Origin of the sequence: Herbiconiux liukaitaii, assembly GCF_041927495.1 — a bacterium.
In the GTDB taxonomy this organism is placed as follows: Bacteria; Actinomycetota; Actinomycetes; order Actinomycetales; family Microbacteriaceae; genus Herbiconiux; species Herbiconiux liukaitaii.
Genome location: NZ_JBHFHG010000006.1, coordinates 405,840 through 422,355, shown reverse-complemented (window position 1 = coordinate 422,355; position 16,516 = coordinate 405,840). Strand labels below are relative to the sequence as shown.

Genomic DNA, 16,516 nt, shown 5'->3' with positions numbered 1-16,516 from the left:
CAAAAGGAATCCATACGATCCGAAGACCGCACGGGTTTTTGGCATATGACATTGTGCACGCTGTTGAGTTCTCAAGGATCGGACGCACCGGCCCCACCAGCAAAACTGGCAGCCCTCCGGGCAACTTTCCAAACCTACCATTCGCTTTCCGTTTGTCAAATTGACACTCGGTGTTTCGCGACTTGGAAGGAGTTAATCCTACGCTTCGATCCTGTGCTCTTCAAGAGAAGATCCGGATCAGAAATGCTTCGGATTGATGTCCCGCTTGAGGCCGGTAAGCTCTTCCGCTTTCCGCACCTGTGGGGTGACGAGTTAGAAGATTACGTGGATGTGCAGGACCCCGCAAATCACGCTTGCAGCCCGGGCGTGTCGCCCCGAGATCACGCGGATCCGGCCTTCGGATGACGCTTGTACGGAGACACCGTGGGTTCTCCCTCGAGGTGGAACCGCCACCGGTACGGCTCCGATCCGCCGGCACCGCTCACCCCGGTACGCAGTGTCGCGGCACAGGGAGCTTTGCTCACCGCGGGCCGCAGCTCGAAGGGTGATGCGTCGAGCAGCGCCCCGTCCTCGGCGAGTTCGATGCCGAGCGCCCGCACCAGATTGGCGGGGCCCCGCGCGAGATCGCGATCCGTGCGCGCCATCGGCCGCCGCGAACGCGCCATCTCGACACCGGCGACCACCTCTCCCCCACGCAGGAGAACAGCGGATGCACTCCCCTCCGGTGAGCAGACCACGTTGGCGCACACGTGCATGCCGTAGGTGAAGTACGTGTACAACCGGCCGGGGGCGCCGAACATGGCTGCATTGCGAGCGGTGGGTCCTCGGAACGCGTGCGATCCGGGATCCTCCCCCACACCGAGGTACGCCTCGACCTCGGTGATGCGCACCGAGACCGCACCCTGTTCGGAGTCCCGGGTGAGGATCGCGCCGAGCAGCAGGGGCGCGACCTCGACGGCCGTCGCCGAGAAATCGATCACGGCGCTCAGAACAGACGCACGCCCAGGGAGACGCTCACCACGACGGCGGCGATCACGATGACGGCGGCCACGGCGAGGATCAGCCAGACGACGCGGTTGGGCAGGGGGCGGCGCCAGAATCCCGGGTCGTCCGGGCCGCGGTCGGGCTTGCCTGGTGTGCGGGGATCATCGGGCATCAGACACCTCCGGGGATGGCGGCGGTCTGCACCACTAGGGCGCGCACCCGTTCGGTGAGGGCGGCGCGCTGCTCCTGCACACGTACGCCGGCGGTGCCACCGGATCCGTCGCGACTCGCCACGGATCCCTCGATCGTGAGCACACCCCGCACCTCGGGCGTGAGGTGCGGCGAGATCGACGCGAACTGCTCGTCGGTGAGCTCGTCGAGATCGAGCCCGTTGTCCTCGGCGAATTTCACGAGGGTTCCGGTGATCTCATGGGCATCGCGGAAGGTGACGTGCTGCTTCACGAGCCACTCCGCCACATCCGTCGCCAAGGAGAAGCCTTGAGGCGCGAGCTCTGCCATCCGCTCGGTGTGGAAGGTGAGGGTCGCGACCATTCCCGTGAACGCGGGCAGCAGCACCTCGAGAGTGCTGATCGAGTCGAAGACGGGCTCCTTGTCCTCCTGCAGATCACGGTTGTACGCGAGCGGGAGGCCCTTCAGCGTGGCAAGCAACCCGGTGAGGTTGCCGATGAGCCGCCCTGATTTGCCGCGCGCGAGCTCGGCGATGTCGGGGTTCTTCTTCTGCGGCATGATCGACGAGCCCGTGGAGTACGAGTCCGAGAGTGTGACGAAGCCGAACTCGCGGGTGTTCCAGATGATGATCTCCTCCGCGAACCGCGAGAGGTCGATGCCGATCTGGGCCGTGATGTAGGCGAACTCCGCCACCACGTCGCGCGAGGACGTTCCGTCGATGGAGTTCTCCACCCCGTGCGCGAAGCCCAGGTCGTGCGCCACGACCTCGGCGTCGAGGCCGAGCGTGTTGCCGGCGAGCGCCCCCGATCCGTAGGGTGAGGAGTTGGCCCTGGCATCCCAGTCGCGGAAGCGCTCGATGTCGCGCACGAGCGGCCAGCAGTGCGCGAGCAGCTGGTGGGCCAGGAGCACGGGTTGGGCGTGCTGCAGATGTGTGCGCCCGGGGAGGATCGCCTCGGAGTGCGCCTCGGCCTGCGAGGCGGTCGCGTCGATGAGGTCGACCAGGAGCCGCGTGATGGTGGCGGCGTGATCGCGGAGCAGCATGCGCACGAGGGTCGCGATCTGGTCGTTGCGACTGCGGCCTGCACGCAGCTTGCCGCCGAGCTCGGTGCCCGCGAAGTCGATCAGGCCTCGTTCGAGGGCCGAGTGGACGTCCTCATCCGAGGGATCCGGGGAGAACTCTCCGCTCTGCACGGCATCCGACAGCTGGTCGAGGGCGTGCAGCATGCCCTCGAGCTCCTCGGCCGTGAGGTAGCCGGCGCGAGCGAGCGCGCGGGCGTGGGCCCTGGACCCCGCGATGTCGTACTGCGCGAGCTGCCAGTCGAAGTGCGTGGAGCGGCTCAGCTCCGTGAGCGCGGGAGCGGGGCCGCCGGAGAAGCGGCCACCCCACAGGGCACCGGCTTCGGCGGCCCGGTTGCCGGGAGCCTCGCTCATCAGAATCCCGCCTTGCGTGCGGGTGCCTTCTCGGCCGCGTTCTGCTCGAACAGCCACACCAGCAGCGCCTTCTGCGCGTGCAGGCGGTTCTCCGCCTCGTCCCAGATCACGCTCTGCGGGCCGTCGATCACCTCGGCCGCGACCTCGTAGCCGCGATCGGCCGGCAGGCAGTGCAGGAACAGGGCGTCCTCCTTGGCGCGCGCCATGAGCGCCGTGTCGACCTGGTAACCGCCGAAGGTCTTGACCCGCGCGACCTTCTCGTCCTCCTTGCCCATCGACACCCAGGTGTCGGTCACGATGACGTCGGCGCCGTCTGCCGCTGCCTGTGGGTCGGTGAGCACCACGACCGAGCCGCCCGTCTCTGCGGCCCGCCTCTCGGCGTCGGCCACCACCTCGGGGGTCGGCGAGTACTCCGCCGGGCACGCGATCCGCACGTGCATGCCGGCCGTGGCGCCCGCGAGCAGGTAGGACTGCGCCATGTTGCTCGCGCCGTCGCCGAAGAAGGCGACCGTGAGGCCGGGCAGGTCGCCGCGGTGCTCCCGGATGGTGAGGAAGTCGGCCAGCAGCTGGCACGGGTGGAAGTCGTCGGAGAGCGCGTTGACCACGGGCACCGTGGTGCCCGCCGCCATCTCCTCGAGCCCGGACTGCGCGTAGGTGCGCCAGACGATGGCGGCCACCTGCCGTTCGAGCACCCTCGCCGTGTCGGAGGCCGTCTCCTTGCCGCCGAGCTGGCTCGAGGCGGTGGAGATGATGAGCGGGATGCCGCCGAGGTCGGCGATGCCCACCGCGAACGAGACCCTCGTGCGGGTGGACGACTTGTCGAAGATCACCGCGACCGTCTGCGGGCCCTCGAGCGGTCGGGCCTGGAAGCGGTCGCGCTTGAGCTGCACCGCGAGATCGAGGATGGTGCTCTGCTCGGCGGGAGTGATGTCGTCGTCGCGAAGGAAGTGCCTGGTCATGCTCGCCTCGGGGTCGGTGTCCAAAGGATCAGGATAGCGAGTCGAACGCTCGCCCGAGGCGCACACCGAATTCGTGCACCTCCTCGTCGCCGATGATGAGCGGCGGCGCGATGCGCAGACTCGAGTCGTTGGGTGCGTTGATGATGAGGCCGTTCTCCAGCGCGGCATCGGCGATCCGCCCTGCCACGGGCTCGGTGAGTCCGACGCCGATGAGCAGTCCCTGACCGCGGATCTCGGCCACGAGGGGTGACTCGATGGCCGCGATCGCCGCGCGGATCTGCTCCCCGCGCGTGGCCGCGTTCTGCACGAGGCCCGCCGACTCGATCTCGCCGAGCACCGCGTTGGCCGTGGCGGCGGCGAGCGGGTTGCCGCCGAAGGTGCTGCCGTGCTGGCCGCGGGAGAAGAGCTCGGAGGCCCAGCCGAAGGTCACGAGCGAGCCGATCGGGAAGCCGCCTGCCATGCCCTTGGCGATGGTCACGGCATCCGGAGTCACACCCGCGTTCATGTAGGAGAACCAGGCACCCGTGCGCCCGACCCCCGTCTGGATCTCGTCGAGGATCAGCAGCACGCCGTGCTGCTCGGTGAGCTCGCGGGCGCGCTGGAGGTATCCCTCCGGCAGCTCGAGCACTCCGGCCTCACCCTTGATGGGCTCCACGAAGAGGGCGGCGACGGTGTCGTCGATGGTGGCCTCGAGCGCCTCGATGGTGGTGTCGATATGCTCGACGCCACCGGGCATGGGCTCGAACCGTTCGCGCATGGCGGGCTTGCCGGTGAGCGCGAGCGCACCCATGGTGCGGCCGTGGAAGGCGTTGGTGAGCGCGACGATGCGCGTGCGCCGATCGGTGGAGTTGAGCCGGGCGAGCTTGAACGCCGCCTCGTTGGCCTCTGCACCGGAGTTGCAGAAGTAGGCGCGGCCGCCCTCACCCGCACCGGTGAGCCGGGCCAGGCGCTCGGCGAGCTCGAGCTGCGGCGGCGTGGAGAAGTAGTTCGACACGTGGGCGAGCGTGGCGGCCTGGCGCGAGACCGCCTCCACGAACACCGGATGCGCGTGGCCGAGCGAGTTCACCGCGATGCCGGCGAGGAAGTCGAGGTACTCCGTGCCCTCGTCGTCCCACACGTAGGCGCCCTCACCGCGCACGAGGGAGCGCAGGGGCATGCCCATGGTGCGCATCATCGAGGTCTCGAAGCGGGTCTTCCAGGTTGTCTCGGTCTCGGTTCCGGGCACGGGGTCCTCCGGGTCAGTAGGCGTTCAGTGGGTCGGGCCGGCCACGACCTCCGTGCCGACACCGCCCTGGGTGAAGACTTCGAGCAGGATGGAGTGCGGCTCGCGCCCGTCGATGATGGCGGCCTTGGGCACTCCGCCGTCGACGGCCTCGAGGCACGCGGCCATCTTGGGGATCATGCCGGACTCGAGCGAGGGAAGCAGAGCGCGCAGCTCCTCGCCGTCGATCACGGAGACGAGCGAGTCGCGATTGGGCCAGTCGCTGTAGAGGCCGGCCACATCGGTGAGGATCACGAGCTTGGCGGCCTTGAGCGAGACGGCCAGGGCGGCCGCCGCCGCATCGGCGTTGACGTTGAGCACCTGCCCGGGAGCGTCGATGTCGGGCGCGACGGAGGAGACAACGGGGATCCGCCCCGCGTCGAGCTGCGCGAGCACACCCTCGGGGTTGACCGCCACGACGTCGCCCACGAGCCCGAGGTCCACGAGCTCGCCGTCGATCTCCACCCCGCGGCGCTTGCCCTCGAAGAGTCCGGCATCCTCACCGGAGAGGGCGGCGGCCAGCGGACCGTGCTCGTTGATGTGGCTCACGATGTCACGGCTGATCTGGCCGGTGAGCACCATGCGCACGACCTCCATGGCCTCGGGGCTCGTGACCCGGTAGCCGCCGCGGAACTCGCTCCGGATGCCGAGACGCTCGAGCATCTTGGAGATCTGCGGCCCGCCGCCGTGCACCACGACGGGGCGGAGCCCGGCGTAGCGCAGGTACACGATGTCCTCAGCGAAGGTGCGCTGCAGGTCGGGGTCGACCATGGCGTTGCCGCCGAACTTCACGACGATGATCTCGCCGTGGTAGCGCTTGAGCCACGGCAGCGACTCGATGAGGGTGTCGGCCTTGACGTGCGCGAGGTCGGCGGCGAGCTGAGCGGCGGCCGATGCAGCGCCCGCGGTGGTTGCGGTGGTGGGCCCGGTGGTGGATTCGCTCATCAGCTGGCGTACGCGCTGTTCTCGTGCACGTAGTCGTGCGTGAGGTCGTTGGTCCAGATGGTCGCGGTCGAGGAGCCCGACTTGAGGTCGATGAGGATGTGGCAGGCACGAGGCGTGAGGTCCACCAGCTCTCTCGCCTCCCCCGGCTCTCCGCTGCGGCAGACCATGACGCCGTTCATCGACACGTCGATCTCGTACGGGTCGAAGACCGCATCCGTGGTGCCGAGGGCGGCGAGCACGCGGCCCCAGTTGGGGTCGTTGCCGAAGATGGCGGCCTTGAGGAGGTTGCTGCGCGAGACGGCTCGGCCCACCACCACGGCGTCGTCCTCGCTCGCGGCGTTGACCACCTCGATGGCGATGTCGTGGCTGGCGCCCTCGGCGTCGCCCTGCAGCTGCAGCGCGAGATCGCGGCACAGCGCGGTGAGCGACTCGGTGAACTCCGCCTCGTCGGCGACGACCCCGGAGGCTCCTGAGGCCAGCAGCGCTACGGTGTCGTTGGTCGACATGCAGCCGTCGGAGTCGACCCTGTCGAAGGTGACGCGGGTGGCGGATCGGAGGGCGCGGTCGAGCGCGGCGGGCTCGAGGTCGGCATCGGTGGTGACGACCACGAGCATCGTGGCGAGGCCGGGAGCGAGCATGCCGGCGCCCTTCGCCATGCCGCCGATCGACCAGCCGGCCGCGGAGCTGACCACGGCCTCCTTGGGCTTGGAGTCGGTGGTCATGATGGCGAGCGCCGCCTCGGCACCGCCCTCCGCCGAGAGCGCGCCGACCGCGGCGGGCACGTGGTCGAGGATGGCGTCGCGGAAGGTCTGGTCGCCCACACCGATGAGGCCGGTGGAGCACACGAGCACATCCGAGGCCGAGACCTCGAGCGCGGTGGCGACGGCCTCGGCCGTGGCGTGGGTGGTCTGGAAGCCGAAGGCCCCCGTGAAGCAGTTGGCGCCGCCGGAGTTGAGGATGACCGCCTCGATGCGGCCGTCCTTGATGACCTGCTCCGACCAGAGGATCGGGTTCGCCTTGGCGCGGTTGGAGGTGAAGACCGCCGCGGCGGCGGCCTTGGGGCCACGGTTGACGACGAGCGCGAGGTCGCGGGCGCCTGTGGACTTGAGGCCGGCCACGACGCCGGCGGCGTCGAACCCTGCGGGATGCGTGACGCTCACGGGGCGACTCCGTTCACGGCGAGGCCGGTCTGCTCGGGGATGCCGAGTGCGATGTTGGCGGACTGGATGGCGGCCCCCGCCGTGCCCTTCACGAGGTTGTCGAGCGCCACGACGGTGACGACCCGATCGGCTGCTTCATCGACCGCGATGCCCACGAGCGCGGTGTTGGCGCCGATCGTGTCGGCCACCCGGGGGAACTGCCCCTCGGGGAGGAGGTGCACGAAGGGCTCGTCGCCGTAGGCGAGCTCCCAGGCCGAGCGCACGTCGGCCGCGCTGACCCCTGGCTGCAGGCGCGCGGTAGAGGTGGCGATGATGCCACGGGCCATGGGCACGAGCACGGGCGTGAACGACACCGTGACCCTCTCCCCCGCCGCACCGCTGAGGTTCTGCACGATCTCGGGCACGTGCCGGTGCACGCCGCCGACCCCGTAGGCGTGGGCGGAGCCGAGCATCTCGCTCGCCAGGAGGTCGGTGCGCAGCGTCTTGCCGGCGCCGGAGGGGCCCACGGCGAGCACGGCCACGAGGTCGATGGGCTGGATGATGCCGGCGCGCAGGCCAGGCGCGAGCCCGAGGCTCACCGCCGTGACGTTGCAGCCGGGCACGGCGATCCGCGAGACGCCCTCGAGGTTGGCGCGCTGCTTGCGGCCGTCGGCGAGCACGAGCTCGGGCAGGCCGTACGGCCAGGAGCCGTGGTACTCCGACTTGTAGAAGGTCTCCCAGTCGGCGGCGCTCGTGAGCCGGTGGTCTGCACCGCAGTCGATCACGAGGCTCGAGTCGCCCAGCTCGGCTGCGAGCGCACCGGAGTGACCGTGCGGGAGCGCGAGGAACACGACGTCGTGACCGCGCAGGGTCTCGACATCCGTCTCCTTCAGCACGAGATCGGCGTAGGAGCGCAGGTGCGGCTGCACATCGATGAGGCGCTGGCCGGCGTTCTTGTTCGCCGTGACCGTGCGCACCTCGAACTCGGGGTGCGCGGCGAGCAGCCGGAGAACCTCTCCCCCGGCGTATCCGCTGGCACCCGCGATGGCGACTGTGTAGACCATGAACCCAATCTAGCCGTTGCGCGGAGTGCTATTCCCGCACGGCGGCGGCGTGCAGCTCGGTGGCCCTGGCCGCCCCGGCGAGCTTCGCCTCGCTCGCCTCGGCCGCCGTGAGCGTGCGGTCGGGCGCGCGGAAGCGCAGCGCGAAGGTGAGCGACTTCGAGGCCTCTGGCAAGCCGGTGCCTCGGTAGTCGTCGACCAGGCGGATGCTCTCGAGCAGCTCGCCCGCGCCCTCGGCCACCGCGCGCTCGACCTCGCCGGCCGGCACGTCGGCGGCCACCACGAGGGAGAGATCCTGGGTGGCGGCGGGGAAACCGCTGATGGGAGCGACGTCGATCGAGCTGCCGGCGGCGGCGATGAGCACGTCGAGGTCGAGCTCGGCGACCGCCACCACACGGGGCAGATCGAGCTCGGCCGCGAGGGCGGGCAGCAGTTCGCCGGCGAAGCCGATGGAGCGCTCCCCCTCCGGCGTCTCGAAGAACAGCTCGGCGGTGCGGCCGGGGTGCATCGACTTGTGCGAGCCCTTCGCCACCCGCAGCGAGACCGCGAGGGCCGACTCGAGCAGCGAGACCACGTCGAGCACGTCGGCGACGCCGGCGGGCACGGCGGGCTGGCCCGGCTGCTTGTCGACGGCGTTGCCCAGCACGAGCACACCCACGTGGCGGGGCTGCGGCGGGATGCCGCCGTGCAGCTCGCCGAGCTCGTCCGAGCTCGGGAGGCGGGCGCCGAGCGGAAGCGTGGCCTGCCCGTACCGACGGCCGGCCTCGGGCGCGAACACGAGGCCCAGCTCGAAGATCGCGAGGTCCGTGAGACCGCGCGAGAGGTTGCGCCTCGCGATGTCGATGAGGCCGGGGATGAGCGACGTGCGCAGCAGCGCGGCCTCCGAGTCGATGGGGTTGGCCACGCGCACGGCGGAGACCTCGCCCTCGACGGCGCTGCCGAAGGCCTCGTTCATCGCGGATCCGAGGAACGGGTAGGCAAGCACCTCGGTGAGCCCGCCCGCGGCGAGCACATCCGCCACCCGGCGACGGGTGACCTGCGAGACGGTGAGCCCGCGCCCGGGAGGAGCGACGGGGAGGATGCTCGGGATGCGGTCGTAGCCCACGATGCGGGCGACCTCCTCGGCGAGCGACGCCTTGTCGGTGAGGTCGGGCCGCCACGACGGGGGCACGACCACGAGTCCGGTGGCGGTCTCCTCGACCGTCGCGCCGATCTCCACGAGCGATCCGGTGATCTCGTCGTCGGTGAACTCGACGCCCACGAGGCCCGAGATGTAGCCGAAGGGCACCGTGACGGCGCCGAGCTCGGCGTGCTCGAGGTGCAGCGAGCCGAGGCCGTCGGCCTGGCCGCCCGCGAGGCTCTCGAGCAGCTCCACCACCCGTGCGGCCGCCGCCTCGGCGACCTTCGGGTCGACACCGCGCTCGAACCGACGCGAGGCCTCGCTCGGCAGCTTGTGCCTGCGGGCGGTGCGGGCGATCGACACGGGGTCGAAGTTGGCCGCCTCGACGAGCACGTTGGTGGTGGCGTCGCCGATCTCGGTGGCGGCACCGCCCATGACACCGGCGAGGCCGATGGGGCCGCTCTCATCGGCGATCACCAGATCCTCCGCATCGAGCTTCCTGGTCTGGCCATCGAGCGTCTCGAGGGTCTCCCCCTCGGCCGCGCGCCGCACGGTGATGCCGCCGGTGAGCGTGTCGAGGTCGTAGCCGTGGGTCGGCTGCCCGAATTCGAGCATGACGTAGTTCGTGATGTCGACCACGAGCGAGACCGAGCGGATGCCCGCGAGCTTGAGGCGCGAGACCAGCCACGGGGGCGACGGCCTCGTGGCGTCGACGTTCCGCACCACGCGCGTGACGAAGACCGTGGCGCCGACGCGGCCGCGGATGGGCGCCTCGTCGTGGATGGCCACAGGGAAACCGGTGCCGACGGCCGGGCTGACGCGGTCCACCGGGTCGCGGAACGCCGCACCGGTGGAGTGCGAGTACTCGCGGGCTATGCCGCGCACGGAGAAGGCGTAGCCGCGGTCGGGCGTGACGTTGACCTCCACGGCCGCGTCGTCGAGACCGAGCAGGGCGATCGCATCCGTTCCCACCTCGGGGTCGAGGCCCAAGGTCGTGAGGCGCAGGATGCCGTCGTGGTCCTCGCCGAGGCCGAGCTCCCTGGCCGAGGCGATCATGCCGTCGGAGACGTGCCCGTAGGTCTTGCGCGGAGCGATGTGGAAGTCGCCGGGCAGCACGGCACCCGGGAGGGTCACCACGACCTTGTCGCCCTCGAAGAAGTTGCCTGCGCCGCACACGATGCCGTGCACCGCGGGCCCGCCATCCGCCGCCGTCTCGCCCTCGGGCGCCACCTGAACCTGGCACCAGCGGATGGTCTTGCCGTTCTTCTGGGGCTCCTCGACGAACTCGAGCACCTGCCCCACCACGATGGGGCCCCTGAGGTCGAAGCCGTGCGACCCCTCCTCCTCGAGGCCGACCCTCACGAGGGCGGCGTGGATGGCGTCGATCGACGCGTCAGCGGGCAGGTCGACGTACTCGGCGAGCCAGGAGATCGGTACTCGCATGTCAGACCACCATTCCGAATTGCTGGGAGAAGCGCACGTCGCCCTCGACCATGTCGCGCATGTCGTTGAGGTCGTTGCGGAACTGCAGGGTGCGCTCGATGCCCATGCCGAACGCGAAGCCCGAGAACTCGTCGGGGTCGATGCCGGCCGAGCGCAGCACGTTGGGGTTGACCATGCCGCAGCCGCCCCACTCCACCCAGCGCGCGCCGCCCTTGGCGTTCGGCTGCCACACGTCCATCTCGGCGCTCGGCTCGGTGAACGGGAAGTAATTGGGTCGCAGACGGATCTTCGCGCCCTCGCCGAACATCTGCGTGGCGAAGTGCTCGAGCGTGCCGCGCAGGTGCGCCATGGTGAGGCCCTTGTCGATGGCGATGCCCTCGACCTGGCTGAACACGGGGGTGTGCGTGGCATCGAGCTCGTCGGTGCGGTAGACCCGCCCGGGGGCGATGACGTAGACGGGCAGCTCGCGCTCGAGCAGCGACCGCACCTGCACGGGGCTCGTGTGCGTGCGCAGCACGAGGTGCGCCTCGGGCGGATCGATGAAGAAGGTGTCCTGCATGGCGCGCGCCGGGTGGTCGGCGTCGAAGTTGAGGGCGTCGAAGTTGAACCACTCGCTCTCGACCTCGGGACCCTCCGCCACCTCCCAGCCCATGCCCACGAAGATGTCGGCGATCCTGTCCTGCAGCAGGGAGAGCGGATGGCGAGCGCCGATGCGGCGGCGGCTGGCGACGGCCGTGACGTCGAGCGCCTCCGCGTCGAGCCGCGCGGACTCCTCGAGCGCCACGACCTCGGTCTCGCGGGCGGCGATGGCCTGGTTGACGCGCGCACGGGCCTGGCCCACGAGTTTGCCCGCCGCGGCCTTCTGGTCGCCGGGCAGCGCCTTGATGGCGGCATTGAAGCGCGCCAGTGCGGAGGCCTCCCCCGCGTGCTCGGTGCGCACGGCGCGGAGGGCTGCGGAGTCGGTGGCGCCGGCGAGGGCTGCGAGAGCCGCGTCGACCGCGTCGGTCACCGCCTGCTCGGTGATTGCGATGGGTTCAGACACGAGGCATAAGTTTAGCCCGCATCACTCCGTTGTCAGATCGGCCGGATCGAGGGCGCCGGCGATCGTCTTCGTTCTCGGAGCTCCCCGTTTCGCCAGGCTGCGACGGGCCACGAGCCTCGTGAGCCAGGAGAAGGTGAGGTTGATCGCGAGGTAGATGACGAGCGTGACGACGAAGAGCGTGAACAGGAACCGGTTGCCGTAGAAGGCCGACAGGTTGTTCATGGTGGTGCGGATGAGTTCGTTGTAGCCCACGATGAAGCCGAGGCTCGTGTCCTTCAGCAGCACCACGAGCTGGGCCAGGATGATCGGCAGCATCTGCCGGAAGGCCTGCGGGAACTCCACGAGCATCTTGGTCTGCAGCCGGGTGAGGCCCAGGCTGAGCCCCGCTTCGCGCTGACCGCGCGGCAGTGAGGCGATGCCCGCCCTCAGCGCCTCGCCGATGATCGCGCCGTTGTAGAGACCGAGGCCGAGCACGACCGCCCAGAAGGCGCCGGTGGAGGCCACGAGCAGGATGAAGAACATCATGAGCAGCACGGGCATGCCGCGCACGAACTCGAGCACGATGGTGGTCGGCACCCGCACGGCGGCCTTCGGCGAGGTGCGGAGCAACGCGAACAGCACACCCACGACGAGCGCCATGATGGCGGCGAGGGCGGCAGCCTGGAGGGTGGCGAGCACACCTCGGCCCACCGAGCCCCAGAACTCGGGGTCGACGACGAGTCGCTCCCACCGGCTCCAGTCGAAGAAGCCGGGCAGGGTGATGCCGCCGGAGTCGCGCGGCTGCGCGAGCGTGAAGATGACCCAGGCGACGCCGGCGGCGAGCGCCACGATGACGATGACCGAGGCGATGCGGGAACGACGTCGGGCGCGAGGGCCGGGAGCGTCGAACAGCACGGAGGAATTGCTCATCGCTGCACCACGAACTTCTTCTCGAGCCGGCCGGCCAGGATGCCGAGCGGGATGGTGATGAGGAGGTAGAAGGTGGCCACGGCCAGGAGGATCGCGATCACCGCGTTGCCGTTCGCGTTGGCGAGCGTGCGCCCCACGCCGAAGAGGTCGGCCACGAAGAAGGCCCCTGCCACCGAGGTGTTCTTGGTGAGCGCGATCAGCACGTTGATGAGCGGCGGGATCACCATGCGGATGGCCTGGGGGAAGATCACGATGCCCACGGTCTGGCCGAAGCCGAGCCCGAGGCTGCGCGCGGCCTCCGCCTGACCGATCGGCACACCGTTGACGCCCGAGCGGATCGCCTCCGCCACGAACGGCGAGGTGTAGAGCGTGAGGCCGATGATGGCGCACCAGAAGTACGGCAGCTCCGACCCGAGGTAGGGCAGGATGATGGCGCAGAAGAACAGCACGAGGGTGAGCGGGGTGTTGCGGAGCAGCTCGGTGTAGACGGCCGCGAATCCGCTGAGCGACGGGATCGGCGAGATCCTCATCACCGCCACGACGGTGCCCAGCACGAGCGCCGCCAACCCCGAGATGAGCAGCAGCGACAGCGTCTGGCCGAAGCCCTCGAGGTACAGGGGCAGGTTGTCGATGACGACGTTCACCCGCGCTCCTCTCTTGTGTTCTGATCGTGCGAGGTGAGGGGCACCCTGCGGCGCCCCTCACCTCACAGGCGGTGACTAGTAGCGGTCGACCGCGGGCGGGTCGACGTACGGCAGCACCGCGCCGGCGGTGGACTCCCAGGCCGCCTCGTAGGTGCCGTCTTCGTACGACTCCTCGAGCACGTCGTTGATGAAGTCGCGGAACTCGGTGTCCTCGAGCGCGAGGCCGATGCCGTAGGGCTCCTGGGTGAAGGGCTCGCCCACGACCTTGAACTCGCCCTCGTTCTGGGCGGCGAGGCCGGCCAGGATGACGTTGTCGGTCGAGACCGCCACGACGGCGCCGGTGCGGAGGGGCTCCAGGCAGTTCGTGTACGTGTCGGTGAGCACGACCTCGGCGCCGAGCTCCTCGAGGTTGGCGGCCGGGGTGGAACCCGTGACCGAGCAGACCGGCTGGCCCACGAGGTCGTCTTCGCTCTCGATGTCCTCGTTGTCGGCGAGCGTCAGGATGGACTGACCGGCCTCGTAGTACGGCCCGGCGAAGGAGATGACCTCCTTGCGGGTGTCGTTGATGGTGTACGTCGCCACCACGAGGTCGACCTCGCCGTTCTGGATGAAGGGCTCGCGGTTGGCCGAGACCGTCTCGACCCAGTTGATGCCGTCTTCGGCGATGCCGAGCTTGGCCGCGATGATCTTGGCGATCTCGACGTCGAAGCCCTCCGGCGTGCCGTCGGGGCCGACGAGCCCGAAGAGCGGCTGGTCGAACTTGGTGCCGATCGTGATCTCGCCTGCGCTGGCGAGGGTCTCCATGGTGGATCCCGCCGCGAAGGTGGGAGCCGCCTCGGGGGTGACTTCGGCGTCGCCGGCGTCGCCGCCCGCGCATCCGGACAGGACTACGGCTGTCGCCGCGGCGAGTGCGAAGAACGATAGCTTCTTGTGCCTCATTGGTCGTACCTCTCGTGATTGCTGTTCACCCCGCTCATCGGCTGCGGCGGGGGCTTGTCTCGCCTCGTGGGCGAGCCCTGCCTAGTGGGCGAGGATCTTCGAGAGGAAGTCCTTCGCTCTCGGTGACTGGGGGTTGCCGAAGAACGCCTCGGGCGTGGCCTCTTCTTCGACACGGCCGTCGGCCATGAAGATGACCCGGTCGGCGGCCTTCCGGGCGAAGCCCATCTCGTGGGTGACGACGATCATGGTCATGCCGTCTTTGGCGAGACCGATCATGACGTCGAGCACCTCGTTGATCATCTCCGGGTCGAGAGCGCTCGTGGGCTCGTCGAGCAGGATGAGCTTCGGATCCATGGCGAGGGAGCGAGCGATCGCCACGCGCTGCTGCTGGCCGCCGGAGAGCTGTGCGGGCATCTTGTCGGCCTGGTTCGCCACGCCGACGCGCTCGAGCAGCGCCATGCCGCGCTTCTCGGCCTCCTTGCGTGACATCTTGCGCACCCTGATGGGCGCGAGCGTGACGTTCTCGAGCACGGTCTTGTGCGCGAAGAGGTTGAACGACTGGAACACCATGCCCACGTCGGAGCGGAGCTTGGCGAGCTCGGCGCCCTCGCTCGGCAGCACCTTGCCGTCGATCGAGATGGTGCCCGAGTCGATGGTCTCGAGGCGATTGATGGCCCGGCAGAGCGTGGACTTGCCCGATCCGCTCGGACCGATGACGACCACGACCTCGCCGCGCGCCACCGTGGTGGTGATGTCGCGCAGCACGTGCAGCTCGCCGAAGTGCTTGTCGACGTGATCGATCACGACGAGGGGCGCGTCTGCACCCTCTGTGCCCCGAACGGGGGCGGTGGATGCGCTCATGGCACTCACCCAACCACACCCCAAAGGGTGGCTGCAACGCGGCGGGCCGATCCGTGACTCAACCGAAACGCGCGCGAAACACTCAGGAGCGGTGGGCGAACGCGCTCTCGTAGAGGCACACGGAGGCGGCGGTGGCCAGGTTGAGCGACTCGGCCTGACCGTAGATCGGGAGCGAGATGGCACGGTCGACGAGCTTGAGATGCTCGTCTTCGAGCCCGCGCGCCTCGTTGCCGAAGACCCACGCGGTGGGGGCTGCGAGCACGCCCGCGGTGCGCACGTCGAGCAGGTCGTCGCCCTTGATGTCGGCGGCCAGCACCTGCAGGCCGGCCTCCCTCGCGCGCTCGACGACGTCGCTGAGCGTGGCCTCGCGAGCGACGGGGAGGTGGAAGAGCGAGCCCGTGGTGGAGCGCACCACCTTGGGGTTGTAGAGGTCGACGGAGCGCCCCGTGAGGATGACCGCGTCGGCGCCCGCCGCATCCGCTGCCCGGATGATGGTGCCCGCGTTGCCGGGGTCACGGACCTCTTCGAGCACGGCGATGAGGCGGGGGCCGGCGGCGAAGACGTCTTTCACCGCCGTGGAGAACTGACGGCACACGGCCACGAAGCCCTGGGGGGTGACCGTGTCGGCCATGGTGTCGAGCACCTGCTCGGTCACGAACTCCACCTCGAGGCCCGCATCGGCGGCCGCTCGGGCGATGTCGCCGTAGCGGTCGAGCGCCGTGGGGGTGGCGAAGAGGTCGACCAGCAGGTCGGCGCCGAAGCTCAGCGCCTCGGAGACGGCCTGCGGGCCCTCCAAGAGGAAGAGCCCGGTCTCGGACCGGGCTCCCCTCTTGGCGAGTTTCGCCACGGCCCTGACACGAGGTGATCTCGGATTGTCCAGCATGTGGCGCTCTCTGTGTTCTGTTGTGCAGTCGGAGTGGACTACGCGGCGTTCTTTGGGGCCGAGGTGTCGGCGGGAAGAGCGGCCTTGGCGCTCGCGACGATGGCCGCGAAGGTGGCGGGCTCGTTGACGGCCAGCTCGGCGAGGATGCGACGGTCGACCTGGATGCCGGCCAGGGCGAGGCCCTGGATGAAGCGGTTGTAGGTGAGGCCGTTGGCGCGGGACGCGGCGTTGATGCGCTGGATCCACAGACGACGGAAGTCGCCCTTGCGCGCACGGCGGTCACGGTAGGAGTAGACGAAGGAGTGGGTGACCTGCTCCTTGGCCTTGCGGTAGAGGCGCGACCGCTGACCGCGGTAGCCCGCGGCGCGCTCGAGGATGACCCGGCGCTTCTTGTGGGCGTTGACGGCCCTCTTCACTCTTGCCATTGTTCTTTTCCTTCTGGTCTCGTGGTCGGCAGCAGTCGGTGGACTACAGGCCGAGAAGCTTCTTGGCGACCTTGGTGTCGGCCTTGGAGAGCGACTGGTCCTTGTTCAGGCGAGCCTTGCGCCCCGGGGCCTTGACCTCCAGGTTGTGGCGCATGCCGGCCTGCTGCTTCATGAGCTTGCCGGTACCGGTGACCTTGAATCGCTTCTTGGCACCGGAGTGCGTCTTCATCTTGGGCATGGGGTTCTCCTCGTGTTGTTCGGGCTTGACGCGGCCTGGACGG

General features: G+C 69.4%; 17 protein-coding genes. All 17 read right to left on the bottom strand.

The window, feature by feature from the left end; translation table 11 throughout:
* Nucleotides 1-380 precede the first annotated feature (380 nt).
* Nucleotides 381-980: a DNA-3-methyladenine glycosylase gene (locus tag ACEXQC_RS14400; protein ID WP_374823644.1), complete on the bottom strand. Its 600-nt coding sequence runs from the start codon at nucleotides 978-980 to the stop codon at nucleotides 381-383.
* Nucleotides 981-985: 5 nt separating this feature from the next.
* A complete protein-coding gene (locus ACEXQC_RS14395) occupies nucleotides 986-1,156 on the bottom strand; it encodes a hypothetical protein (RefSeq protein ID WP_374823641.1) in 171 nt (56 codons plus the stop codon).
* Entirely contained in the window at nucleotides 1,156-2,604 is a 1,449-nt protein-coding gene (argH, locus tag ACEXQC_RS14390) for an argininosuccinate lyase (RefSeq protein WP_374823638.1), read from the bottom strand. Before argH ends, ACEXQC_RS14395 begins: the two co-directional genes overlap by 1 nt.
* Entirely contained in the window at nucleotides 2,604-3,563 is a 960-nt protein-coding gene (gene argF / locus ACEXQC_RS14385; RefSeq protein ID WP_374823675.1) for an ornithine carbamoyltransferase, read from the bottom strand. The genes argH and argF overlap by 1 nt, the downstream gene beginning before the upstream one ends.
* A 28-nt stretch (nucleotides 3,564-3,591) precedes the next feature.
* Entirely contained in the window at nucleotides 3,592-4,788 is a 1,197-nt protein-coding gene (locus ACEXQC_RS14380) for an acetylornithine transaminase (protein ID WP_374823635.1), read from the bottom strand.
* A 24-nt stretch (nucleotides 4,789-4,812) separates the two neighbouring features.
* Nucleotides 4,813-5,769 carry an acetylglutamate kinase gene (argB, locus tag ACEXQC_RS14375; protein ID WP_374823632.1) on the bottom strand — a complete coding sequence of 319 codons (957 nt, stop codon included), beginning with the start codon at nucleotides 5,767-5,769 and terminating at the stop codon, nucleotides 4,813-4,815.
* On the bottom strand, nucleotides 5,769-6,929 hold the full coding sequence (gene argJ / locus ACEXQC_RS14370; RefSeq protein ID WP_374823629.1) for a bifunctional glutamate N-acetyltransferase/amino-acid acetyltransferase ArgJ: 1,161 nt from the start codon (nucleotides 6,927-6,929) through the stop codon (nucleotides 5,769-5,771). Before argJ ends, argB begins: the two co-directional genes overlap by 1 nt.
* Nucleotides 6,926-7,972, bottom strand: a complete 1,047-nt coding sequence (argC, locus tag ACEXQC_RS14365; protein WP_374823626.1) for an N-acetyl-gamma-glutamyl-phosphate reductase — start codon at nucleotides 7,970-7,972, stop codon at nucleotides 6,926-6,928. The genes argJ and argC overlap by 4 nt, the downstream gene beginning before the upstream one ends.
* Nucleotides 7,973-8,000: 28 nt before the next feature.
* Entirely contained in the window at nucleotides 8,001-10,532 is a 2,532-nt protein-coding gene (pheT, locus tag ACEXQC_RS14360) for a phenylalanine--tRNA ligase subunit beta (RefSeq protein WP_374823624.1), read from the bottom strand.
* Between the two features lies 1 nt (nucleotide 10,533).
* Nucleotides 10,534-11,574 carry a phenylalanine--tRNA ligase subunit alpha gene (gene pheS / locus ACEXQC_RS14355; protein ID WP_374823621.1) on the bottom strand — a complete coding sequence of 347 codons (1,041 nt, stop codon included), beginning with the start codon at nucleotides 11,572-11,574 and terminating at the stop codon, nucleotides 10,534-10,536.
* 21 nt (nucleotides 11,575-11,595) lie between these two features.
* Nucleotides 11,596-12,483 carry an amino acid ABC transporter permease gene (locus ACEXQC_RS14350; RefSeq protein ID WP_374823618.1) on the bottom strand — a complete coding sequence of 296 codons (888 nt, stop codon included), beginning with the start codon at nucleotides 12,481-12,483 and terminating at the stop codon, nucleotides 11,596-11,598.
* The gene (locus ACEXQC_RS14345) at nucleotides 12,480-13,127 is read right to left on the bottom strand and encodes an amino acid ABC transporter permease (RefSeq protein ID WP_374823615.1); all 648 of its coding nucleotides are present in this window, start codon (nucleotides 13,125-13,127) and stop codon (nucleotides 12,480-12,482) included. The genes ACEXQC_RS14350 and ACEXQC_RS14345 overlap by 4 nt, the downstream gene beginning before the upstream one ends.
* 75 nt (nucleotides 13,128-13,202) lie before the next feature.
* Nucleotides 13,203-14,066, bottom strand: a complete 864-nt coding sequence (locus ACEXQC_RS14340; RefSeq protein WP_374823612.1) for a glutamate ABC transporter substrate-binding protein — start codon at nucleotides 14,064-14,066, stop codon at nucleotides 13,203-13,205.
* An 81-nt stretch (nucleotides 14,067-14,147) separates the two neighbouring features.
* Nucleotides 14,148-14,927 carry an amino acid ABC transporter ATP-binding protein gene (locus tag ACEXQC_RS14335; RefSeq protein ID WP_374823609.1) on the bottom strand — a complete coding sequence of 260 codons (780 nt, stop codon included), beginning with the start codon at nucleotides 14,925-14,927 and terminating at the stop codon, nucleotides 14,148-14,150.
* Nucleotides 14,928-15,009: 82 nt separating this feature from the next.
* The gene (locus tag ACEXQC_RS14330) at nucleotides 15,010-15,810 is read right to left on the bottom strand and encodes a TrmH family RNA methyltransferase (RefSeq protein ID WP_374823606.1); all 801 of its coding nucleotides are present in this window, start codon (nucleotides 15,808-15,810) and stop codon (nucleotides 15,010-15,012) included.
* Nucleotides 15,811-15,848: 38 nt separating this feature from the next.
* On the bottom strand, nucleotides 15,849-16,235 hold the full coding sequence (gene rplT / locus ACEXQC_RS14325; protein WP_374823603.1) for a 50S ribosomal protein L20: 387 nt from the start codon (nucleotides 16,233-16,235) through the stop codon (nucleotides 15,849-15,851).
* A gap of 43 nt (nucleotides 16,236-16,278) precedes the next feature.
* Nucleotides 16,279-16,473: a 50S ribosomal protein L35 gene (gene rpmI / locus ACEXQC_RS14320; RefSeq protein ID WP_374823600.1), complete on the bottom strand. Its 195-nt coding sequence runs from the start codon at nucleotides 16,471-16,473 to the stop codon at nucleotides 16,279-16,281.
* Between the last annotated feature and the right edge of the window lie 43 nt (nucleotides 16,474-16,516).

Excerpts from the sequence above, each read along its gene's own strand:
- ACEXQC_RS14395 (WP_374823641.1), bottom strand. The coding sequence starts at position 1,156 with ATGCCCGATGATCCCCGCACACCAGGCAAGCCCGACCGCGGCCCGGAC.
- argH (WP_374823638.1), bottom strand. The coding sequence starts at position 2,604 with ATGAGCGAGGCTCCCGGCAACCGGGCCGCCGAAGCCGGTGCCCTGTGG.
- argF (WP_374823675.1), bottom strand. The coding sequence starts at position 3,563 with ATGACCAGGCACTTCCTTCGCGACGACGACATCACTCCCGCCGAGCAG.
- argB (WP_374823632.1), bottom strand. The coding sequence starts at position 5,769 with ATGAGCGAATCCACCACCGGGCCCACCACCGCAACCACCGCGGGCGCT.
- argC (WP_374823626.1), bottom strand. The coding sequence starts at position 7,972 with ATGGTCTACACAGTCGCCATCGCGGGTGCCAGCGGATACGCCGGGGGA.
- pheT (WP_374823624.1), bottom strand. The coding sequence starts at position 10,532 with ATGCGAGTACCGATCTCCTGGCTCGCCGAGTACGTCGACCTGCCCGCT.
- ACEXQC_RS14350 (WP_374823618.1), bottom strand. The coding sequence starts at position 12,483 with ATGAGCAATTCCTCCGTGCTGTTCGACGCTCCCGGCCCTCGCGCCCGA.
- ACEXQC_RS14340 (WP_374823612.1), bottom strand. The coding sequence starts at position 14,066 with ATGAGGCACAAGAAGCTATCGTTCTTCGCACTCGCCGCGGCGACAGCC.
- ACEXQC_RS14335 (WP_374823609.1), bottom strand. The coding sequence starts at position 14,927 with ATGAGCGCATCCACCGCCCCCGTTCGGGGCACAGAGGGTGCAGACGCG.
- ACEXQC_RS14330 (WP_374823606.1), bottom strand. The coding sequence starts at position 15,810 with ATGCTGGACAATCCGAGATCACCTCGTGTCAGGGCCGTGGCGAAACTC.
- rplT (WP_374823603.1), bottom strand. The coding sequence starts at position 16,235 with ATGGCAAGAGTGAAGAGGGCCGTCAACGCCCACAAGAAGCGCCGGGTC.
- rpmI (WP_374823600.1), bottom strand. The coding sequence starts at position 16,473 with ATGCCCAAGATGAAGACGCACTCCGGTGCCAAGAAGCGATTCAAGGTC.